Source organism: Streptomyces glaucescens (assembly GCF_002154375.1).
GTDB lineage: Bacteria > Actinomycetota > Actinomycetes > Streptomycetales > Streptomycetaceae > Streptomyces > Streptomyces glaucescens.
Genome location: NZ_MUND01000218.1, coordinates 1 through 8,818, shown reverse-complemented (window position 1 = coordinate 8,818; position 8,818 = coordinate 1). Strand labels below are relative to the sequence as shown.

Genomic DNA, 8,818 nt, shown 5'->3' with positions numbered 1-8,818 from the left:
GGACGGCACGGTGACGGTCAGGAACGCCGACCACAACCGCACCATCCCGCCGGACGGCACGGTGACCTTCGGCTTCACCGCCACCTCGACCGGGAACAACCTGCCGGTCGGCTCGGTCACCTGCGTCAACCCGTAACACCGGCAACGACGGCGCCGGCTCCCGCACCCGCGGGGCCGGCGCTCCCGTGTGAGCGGGTCCTCAGGCGGTGAGCGCGTCGGCGTGGTCGTTGACGGGCTGCGGGGTGCCCGTCAGGTCCAGCACGAAGAGCGGTACCCCCAGCGCGTCGGCGCGGGCACGGGCCTCGTCGGTGTATCCGGCGAGCGCGAAGTAGACGCAGGCGCGGGACTCCGCCAGCGCGGTCAGCCACAGGCACTCCACGTCGCGGGCGTCCCCCGGGCGCACGGTCGGGTCGACCCGCGCCAGCAGACCGGGCGCGGCCAGCCCGATGCCGGACGGCGGCCGGGCGTCCGCGCGGCGGACGTCCCGGTGGCCGAGCCAGCGCAGATACAGGGCGGCGGCGGTCACCGCGTCCCGGGCGGTGCGGATGGTGACCGGCTGGAAGGGCGGGCGCACCGGTGCCGGGGGAGTGTCCCGGGGCGCGCCGTCCGCCTGCCTCACGGGGACGCGCAGCACCGTGCCGCAGGTACAGCCCAGCGCCGGGTGCGGCCACGGGGCGGGGCGGCCGCAGGCGGCGCAGCGCACGGTCACCCACTCCTCGTCCCAGGAGCGGTGGGTGACGGGGGTGGCCGGTGCGTGCGGATCGAGGGGCGGGGCGACGGGCGCGCCGCAGGCGCACGGATAGACGGGCGCGCCGCAGGCGCACGGATAGACGGGCGCGGCGTACAGGTGGGCGCGCCGGCAGACCGGACAGCGCACCGACACGCTCTCGGGCATGCCCTCAGCATCCTCCGCCGGGCGCCCGCTTGTCCGTTGCTTCGGCGGTTCGGTCCTGACGCCCGGTCCGCACCGCGACGTCTGGTGCGGACGTCCCTTGACGGCTTTCGCGACTCCCCTTAGATTGCTTCCAGATAGTAGAAGTTGATTTCCGCAATACGGAAAACATAGCGGAATCGGCGAAGACAGCGACACCGGACATCCGGAAGGTGCTCACCGCGGGGGCGCGACGGGAGTGCGTATCCGACAGCCGAAGCAGGAGTTCCCATGGCTCGTATGACCGCTGCCCGCGCGGCAGTCGAGATCCTCAAGCGCGAGGGTGTCACCGACGCGTTCGGTGTGCCCGGCGCGGCGATCAACCCCTTCTACGCGGCGCTCAAGGCCTCCGGTGGCATCGCGCACACCCTCGCCCGCCATGTCGAGGGCGCCTCCCACATGGCGGAGGGCTACACCCGCACCCACCCCGGCAACATCGGCGTCTGCATCGGCACCTCGGGCCCGGCCGGCACCGACATGATCACCGGCCTGTACTCGGCGACCGGTGACTCCATCCCCATCCTCTGCATCACCGGCCAGGCCCCGACCGCGGTGATCCACAAGGAGGACTTCCAGGCCGTCGACATCGCCTCGATCGCCAAGCCGGTCACCAAGATGGCGGTGACCGTCCTGGAGGCCGCGCAGGTCCCCGGCGTCTTCCAGCAGGCCTTCCACCTGATGCGCTCCGGCCGCCCCGGCCCCGTCCTCATCGACCTGCCGATCGACGTCCAGCTCACCGAGATCGAGTTCGACCCCGAGACGTACGAGCCGCTGCCGGTCTACAAGCCCGCCGCGTCCCGCGCCCAGATCGAGAAGGCGATCGGCATGCTCAACGCCGCCGAGCGCCCGCTGATCGTCGCGGGCGGCGGCGTCATCAACGCCGACGCGGCCGACCTGCTGGTCGAGTTCGCCGAACTGACCGGCACCCCGGTCGTGCCCACCCTCATGGGCTGGGGCGTCATCCCCGACGACCACGACCTGAACGCCGGCATGGTCGGCCTGCAGACCTCGCACCGCTACGGCAACGCGACCTTCCTGGAGTCCGACTTCGTCCTCGGCATCGGCAACCGCTGGGCCAACCGCCACACCGGCAAGCTGGACGTCTACACCGCCGGGCGGACGTTCGTGCACGTCGACGTCGAGCCCACCCAGATCGGCAAGATCTTCGCCCCGGACTACGGCATCGCCTCCGACGCCAAGGCAGCCCTGGAGCTGTTCGTCGAGGTGGCCCGCGAGCTGAAGGCCGCGGGCGAGCTGCCCGACCGCTCCGCCTGGGCCGCGTCCGCGCAGGAGCGCAAGGCGACCCTGCTGCGCCGCACCCACTTCGACAACGTGCCGATCAAGCCGCAGCGCGTCTACGAGGAGATGAACAAGGCCTTCGGCCCGGAGACGCGGTACGTCTCCACCATCGGCCTCTCGCAGATCGCCGGCGCGCAGATGCTGCACGTCTTCAAGCCGCGCCACTGGATCAACTGCGGCCAGGCCGGCCCGCTCGGCTGGACCATCCCGGCGGCGCTCGGCGTCGCCAAGGCCGACCCGGACGCGCAGGTCGTCGCCCTCTCCGGCGACTACGACTTCCAGTTCATGCTGGAGGAGCTGGCGGTCGGCGCGCAGCACAAGATCCCGTACGTCCACGTCCTGGTCAACAACTCCTACCTCGGCCTGATCCGCCAGGCGCAGCGGGCGTTCGACATCGACTTCCAGGTCAAGCTGGAGTTCGAGAACATCAACTCGCCCGAGCTGGGCGTCTACGGCGTCGACCACGTGAAGGTCGCCGAGGGCCTCGGCTGCAAGGCGATCCGGGTGACCGACCCCAGCGAGCTGGCCGCCGCCTTCGAGCAGGCGAAGAAGCTGGCCGCCGAGTTCCAGGTGCCCGTCGTCGTCGAGGCGATCCTGGAGCGCGTCACCAACATCTCCATGTCCGGCACCAACGACATCAGCAACGTCGTGGAGTTCGAGGAGATCGCGACCGAGCCCGGTCACGCCCCGACGTCGATCAAGACGTTGAAGGCCTGACGCACACGGCGGTGAGGGCGGCCCGTCCGGGGGACGGGCCGCCCTTTCGCATGCCCGCGCGCGGGCTCAGCCGGAGCCGCCGGCGTCCCCGCCCCCGCACATGGGCGCCGCGCCCCCGTACCCCCAGGAAGGACCCGTGCCCCTGACGTCCGCCACCTCGACCCTGGGCAGCAGTCCCGCCCGCAGCGCGAACCGCGGCATGAGCACCCGCAGGGCCGCCTCACCGTGCAGGGCGACGGCGAGCAGCTTGTCGTCGTCGGTCAGGCCGTACCGCCGGGCGGGCAGCGGGTGCCGGGACCGCAGGGCCTCCACCTCGCGCCGGGCGCTGCGCGTCGGCCCGAGGAAGGGCCAGCGCAGCAGCCCGGCCTCCGCGAGCGGGATGCGCATCTCGGCCACGGCCAGCCGGACCTCCGGGTCCCGGACCAGTCGGCGGAACCGGGCCGGTCGCCGCAGGGCGCTGCCGACGGCGCCCTCCAGGCCGCCCTGCCCGGCCTCCGGCGCGGCCCAGAGCGTGCCCGGCGGGCCGGGTTCCACCGTGCCCCGCAGATACAGGGCCACCACGGCGACGGTGACGGCGGCGCGCGGGCCGCCCCGCAGCAGTGCGATCTCGTGCGGCGCCAGGGCCGCCGTACCGTCGCTCATGGCACTCACCCCCCGTGCCGGGGCCCGCCGCCCCCGTGCCGACGGGCCCCGTGACAGCACTCTGCCCGCTCCCGGGGGCCGTTGACGCCTCCCGGGTGCGGGTTCAGAGGTTGATTTGAGCATGACGTAGCGGCCGTACGACCGCTGACGTACGGACGCTCAGGCCTCGTGGCGCTCCGACAGGCCCGGCCAGTCGTCGGGCCCGCCGCCCTGCCACTCGATGAGGTCGTTCTCCGCCACGTCCGTGACATACAGGTCGGCCAGCCGCAGGATCTCGCCCACGTCGTCGGCGTGCGTGGCGATGCCCAGCGTCTCGTCGCCCTCGGTGACCCGGCGCGAACCGTCCAGGGCGGGCGGATGGACCACGACGTGCGGATGGTGCGATGCGTGTGCCATGCCTTCAGGCTGCTGCGGGCGGACGCGATCCGCACCCCGGAGCGGGCACGGGAAAGCGCCGGGTGCGGGACCGTCCGCACCCGGCGCTCGTCCGGGGTGATGCTGGGACCGCGGCGATGCGACGGAGCCGGACGAACCCTTCCCTCTGGTCGAGAAGGGGATCACCGCTCCTTCACCACCGCACTGGCTCGCACGCGCCGCGGTCCGCACCCTGTCCACGCCCGCCCGTGCCGGACGGCCACCCCTCATCCGGGCCGCCCGGCGGCCGGGCGTGGACAGGGAGTCTCAGTCCTCGCGCAGGGCGCGGACCGCCTCCTCCACGCGCTTGCCGTACTCCGGGTCGGCGGCGTGGAAGTGGGCCAGGTTCTTCTCGATCACGTCGTCGCGGGAGACCTGCGAGAGGCCGCCGGCGATGTTGGCGACGAGCCGGGACTTCTCGTCCTCGCTCATCAGGCGGTACAGCTCGCCCGCCTGGAAGAAGTCGTCGTCCTTGGTGTGCTGGGGCGCCACGTGGGTGCCGGTGTGACCGTTCACCGCGAGCGGGGCCGACAGCGGGCGGCCGGTCTCGACCGGGCCGTCGTAGGAGTTCGGCTCGTAGTTCTTGGCGTGGCGGCCCTGGCCGTTGTGGGCCATGAAGCCGTCCCGGCCGTAGTTGTTCGCCTCGGTCGCCTTCGGCGCGTTCACCGGGAGCAGGGTGTGGTTGACGCCCAGGCGGTAGCGCTGCGCGTCGGCGTAGGCGAACAGCCGGCCCTGGAGCATCTTGTCCGGGGACGGGCCGATGCCGGGCACGAAGTTGTTGGGGGAGAACGCGGCCTGTTCGACCTCGGCGAAGACGTTGTCCGGGTTGCGGTCCAGCACCAGGCGGCCCACGCGCCGCAGCGGGTAGTCCTTGTGCGGCCACACCTTGGTCAGGTCGAACGGGTTGAAGCGGTAGTCCGCCGCCTCGGCCGCCGGCATGATCTGGACGTACAGCGTCCAGGACGGGTTCACGCCCCGCTCGATCGCCTGGAGCAGGTCCGTCTGGTGCGAGTTGGCGTCCTTGCCGGCGACTTCCTGGGCCTGCTCGGTGGACAGGCAGCGGATGCCCTGGTTCGTCTTGAAGTGGTACTTGACGAAGAAGGCCTCGCCCTGCTCGTTCGTCCACTGGTAGGTGTGCGAGCCGTAGCCGTTCATGTGGCGGTACGACGCCGGGATGCCGCGGTCGCCCATCAGCCAGGTCACCTGGTGGGTGGCCTCGGGGGAGTGGGCCCAGAAGTCCCAGACGTTGTCCGGCTCCTGCTTGCCGGTGAACGGGTCGCGCTTCTGCGAGTGGATGAAGTCGGGGAACTTGATCGGGTCCTTGATGAAGAAGACCGGGGTGTTGTTGCCGACGAGGTCGTAATTGCCTTCCTCGGTGTAGAACTTCACCGCGAAGCCTCGCGGGTCGCGCACCGCGTCCGCGCCGCCCAGCGAGTCGGCCACCGTGGAGAAGCGCACGAACACCTCGGTGCGCCTGCCGATGTTCTTGAGGAAGTCGGCGTGCGTGTAGCCGGTGACGTCGTCGGTCACCTCGAAGTAGCCGTAGGCGCCCGAGCCGCGGGCGTGCACCACGCGCTCCGGGATGCGCTCCCGGTTGAAGCGCGCCAGCTTCTCCAGGAGCTGCTGGTCCTGGATCAGGAGAGGGCCGCCGACGCCGGCGGAGGCGGAGTTCTGGTTGTCGGCGACCGGGGCGCCGGACTCGGTGGTGAGCACGCGCTTCGACATCGTGGACCTTCCGTACGAGGGGCAGCGAAAAATCATTTCCGCTTCGTGGAGCCTAGAAGTGGGCCGATCTGAGCGTCAACAGTTTGTTGAAGTCGGATTCCGGGCGACGCCGCCGCCTGGGCGCGACAGGACAGGTGTCAGCGGCGCCGCCGCCCGGGGTCTGGGTGCGGGCCGGGTCAGACCTGGGCGCCGGACAGGCGCTCGACGGCCCGCAGCAGGGCTGAGTGGTCCAGGCCGCCGTCGCCCTGGGCGCGCAGCGAGGCGACCAGCTGGGCGACCACGGCACCGACCGGCAGGGCCGCGCCGACGTTGCGGGCCGCGTCGGTGACGATGCCCATGTCCTTGTGGTGCAGGTCGATGCGGAAGCCCGGCTTGAAGTCGCGGTTCAGGAAGTTGTCCTTCTTGCGCGTCAGCACGGTCGAGCCGGCCAGGCCGCCGTTGAGGACGTCCAGCGCGGCCTGAAGGTCCACGCCCGACTTCTCCAGGAAGACCACGGCCTCGGCGCACGCCTGGATGTTCACCGCGACGATGAGCTGGTTGGCGGCCTTCACCGTCTGGCCGGAGCCGTGCGGGCCGCACAGCACGATGGTCTTGCCGAGCGCCTCGAGGATCGGCTTGGCCTCGTCGAAGTCGGCCTGCTCGCCGCCGACCATGATGGACAGCACGGCCTCGATGGCGCCGGCCTCACCGCCGGAGACGGGGGCGTCGAGGACGCGGATGCCCTTCTCCTTCGCGTTCTTCGCCAGGTCGACCGAGGTCTGCGGGGTGATCGACGACATGTCGATCAGCAGCGCGCCGGACTTCGCGTTCTCCAGGATGCCGTCCGGGCCGTAGGCGATGGCCTCGACCTGCGGGGAGGCGGGCACCATCGTGATGACCACGTCGGCGTCGCGGACGGCTTCGGCGATCGAACCGGCGGCGGTGCCGCCCGCGGCGGCCAGGCGGTCCAGCTTCTCCTTCTCCAGGGTGTAGCCGGTGACGCCGTAGCCCGCCTTGATCAGGTTCTCGGACATGGGGGAGCCCATGATGCCGAGGCCGATCCACGCGATCTTGGGGAGGTTGTTGCTCATGAGGGTGCCTCTTTCAGTGCAAAGTGGTCAGCGGGCGGCGCGGGCCTCGGCGGGCAGCCAGTCGAAGGCCTCCGCGCTGGGGCGGTCGCCCGGCTTGTACTCCAGGCCGACCCAGCCGTCGTAACCGGCCTTCCTCAGCTGGTCGAGCAGCTGCTCCAGCGGGAGGGTGCCGGTGCCGGGGGCGCCGCGGCCGGGGTTGTCGGCGATCTGCACGTGGCCGGTCCTCGCGGCGTACCGCTCGATCACCGACGGCAGGTCCTCGCCGTTCATGGACAGGTGGTAGAGGTCCATGAGGAACTTGGCGTTGCCCAGCCCCGTCGCCTCGTTGACCTTGTCGACGACGCCGACCGCCGCGGGCGCGCTCACCAGCGGGTACAGCGGCGACTCCGGCTGGTTCAGCGCCTCGATCAGCAGGATCGCGCCGATCCGGTCGGCGGCCCGGGCCGCGAGCGTCAGGTTCTCCAGGGCCAGGGCGTCCTGCTCGGCCGGGTCGACGCCCTCCACGCGGTTGCCGTAGAGCGCGTTGAGTGCCGTGCAGCCGAGGGAGGCGGCGAAGCTGGCGGCCACGTCGACGTTGGCGCGGAACCGCTCCGACTCCTCGCCCGGGACCGACAGGGCGCCGCGATCCGGGCCCGGCAGCCGTCCGGCGTAGAAGTTGAGGCCGGTGAGCTGGACGCCCGCGTCCTCGATCGCCTTCTTCAGCGCGTCCAGCTCGGACCGCTCGGGGGTGGGGGAGTCGATCCAGGGCCACCACAGCTCGACCGCAGTGAAGCCGGCCGTGGCGGCGGCCGCGGGGCGCTCCAGGAGCGGGAGTTCCGTGAAGAGGATCGACAGGTTGACGTTGAAGCGCTGGTCTGCGAATCCCATCGGGGCCGCGCTCCCTTCCTGGCTTGCTGTCCGCTCGCTATTTCGCATTGCGGAAGTTGATTTCTGCGTATCGGAATACACGGGAAGACTGCATGCCGTCGGGGAGGGCTGTCAAGAGCCGGATCCCTCCGGGCCGTCCCGAAAGCCCGTACCGCGCGTTAGGTTGAGCGCGTGCGACTGCGAGTGGAATTCACGACCGAGCCCTTCGACCTGGACGAAGCACCCGCGCACGCGCTGGTGGCCCGCGAGGTCATCGAGGCGGCCGAACTGGACGAGGTGGACGTCGGCCCGTTCGGCAACACCGCGGAAGGCGGCGCCGACCGGGTCCTGACCGCCGTCGACGCCCTGCTGCGCAAGGCCCTGGAGGCCGGTGCCACCCGGGTCTCGCTCCAGGTCAACGTGGTCGGAGAGGGCGAGCGGTGACCGGGTCCGGCGACGAGCCCTTCATCACGGCCGTGAAGCCGCTGATCGACGCCATCGGCGGCGACATGCTGCCGCCCGACGAGGCCGGCCCGGACGACGTGGTGCTCTCCTGGGAGGGCGCCGACGTGGTCGCCGTGCGCCTGCCGCAGCTCGCGGACTCCCTCGACCACATCCTGGCCGCCATGGAGCGCAAGCGGGGCAAGCCGCTCGCGGAACTGGACCGCAAGGCCAAGCAGGAGGTCGTCCGGACGCTGGAGGCGCGGGGCGCCTTCGCCGTCCGGCACGGCGTGGAAACCGTGGCCGGCGCACTCGGCGTCAGCCGTTTCACGGTCTACAACTACCTCAATCGGGAGAAGGAGGCCTGACCGGCCCGGAGCGCGTGAACTGGCGCACCGGTGCCGGGTGGTGGCCGGAGGGCCGGCGCCGGGCGGTGCCCGCGGCTGGTGTCGGGTGGTGTCGGGTGGTGCCCGGAGTCTGTGTCGGGTGGTGCCTGGGGATCGGTGTCGGGCGGTGCCCGGGGTGCGTGCCGGGCGGTGCCCGGGGGCGGCGCCGGTGATGGTCGCGAGGTCGTTCGCCGATGCGGTGCCTCCAGGGCGCCGGCCGGCGTCCGCGCGACGGCGCGGCTGGGCCGACCGGTCTCGGAAGCCCGGGAGCCCACGGCGGCGAGCGACCTCGCGGCTGCGGTGAGCTCCACCGGCTCACCCCCCCACGAGTGCGGGGGCCGGCCCCC

General features: G+C 71.7%; 10 protein-coding genes. 4 read left to right on the top strand and 6 right to left on the bottom strand.

The features are described 5' to 3' along the window. On the top strand, positions 1–136 hold a 136-nt coding region (locus CCN42_RS41320; protein ID WP_211294718.1), incomplete at its 5' end, for a cellulose binding domain-containing protein. A 63-nt stretch (positions 137–199) separates the two neighbouring features. On the opposite strand, the gene CCN42_RS16120 is transcribed toward CCN42_RS41320, so the two are convergent. Continuing rightward, the gene (locus CCN42_RS16120; protein ID WP_086736425.1) at positions 200–895 is read right to left on the bottom strand and encodes a hypothetical protein; all 696 of its coding nucleotides are present in this window, start codon (positions 893–895) and stop codon (positions 200–202) included. A gap of 267 nt (positions 896–1,162) precedes the next feature. Here CCN42_RS16120 and gcl point away from each other — a divergent pair, with 267 nt between their 5' ends. Then, positions 1,163–2,947, top strand: coding sequence for a glyoxylate carboligase (gcl, locus tag CCN42_RS16115; RefSeq protein ID WP_086736424.1), 1,785 nt, complete (start codon positions 1,163–1,165; stop codon positions 2,945–2,947). Between the two features lie 66 nt (positions 2,948–3,013). Here gcl and CCN42_RS16110 read toward each other — a convergent pair whose 3' ends face one another. The 5 genes from CCN42_RS16110 to CCN42_RS16090 form a co-directional block, all read right to left on the bottom strand. Then, a complete protein-coding gene (locus tag CCN42_RS16110) occupies positions 3,014–3,712 on the bottom strand; it encodes a TIGR04222 domain-containing membrane protein (protein WP_086736422.1) in 699 nt (232 codons plus the stop codon). Between the two features lie 36 nt (positions 3,713–3,748). Then, complete coding sequence (locus tag CCN42_RS16105; protein ID WP_086736420.1) at positions 3,749–3,985, bottom strand: hypothetical protein; 237 nt, start codon at positions 3,983–3,985, stop codon at positions 3,749–3,751. Between the two features lie 285 nt (positions 3,986–4,270). Continuing rightward, positions 4,271–5,728 (bottom strand): catalase, encoded by a 1,458-nt coding sequence (locus CCN42_RS16100; RefSeq protein ID WP_086736418.1) that lies wholly within the window; start codon positions 5,726–5,728, stop codon positions 4,271–4,273. Positions 5,729–5,904: 176 nt separating this feature from the next. After that, the gene (locus CCN42_RS16095; protein ID WP_086736416.1) at positions 5,905–6,798 is read right to left on the bottom strand and encodes a 2-hydroxy-3-oxopropionate reductase; all 894 of its coding nucleotides are present in this window, start codon (positions 6,796–6,798) and stop codon (positions 5,905–5,907) included. A gap of 27 nt (positions 6,799–6,825) precedes the next feature. After that, entirely contained in the window at positions 6,826–7,665 is an 840-nt protein-coding gene (locus CCN42_RS16090; RefSeq protein WP_086736414.1) for a TIM barrel protein, read from the bottom strand. Positions 7,666–7,836: 171 nt separating this feature from the next. Between CCN42_RS16090 and CCN42_RS16085 the strand changes: the two genes are divergently transcribed. After that, positions 7,837–8,088: a YkoF family thiamine-binding protein gene (locus CCN42_RS16085; RefSeq protein WP_086736413.1), complete on the top strand. Its 252-nt coding sequence runs from the start codon at positions 7,837–7,839 to the stop codon at positions 8,086–8,088. Beyond that, positions 8,085–8,453 carry a helix-turn-helix domain-containing protein gene (locus CCN42_RS16080; RefSeq protein ID WP_086169455.1) on the top strand — a complete coding sequence of 123 codons (369 nt, stop codon included), beginning with the start codon at positions 8,085–8,087 and terminating at the stop codon, positions 8,451–8,453. The genes CCN42_RS16085 and CCN42_RS16080 overlap by 4 nt, the downstream gene beginning before the upstream one ends. Positions 8,454–8,818 lie beyond the last annotated feature (365 nt).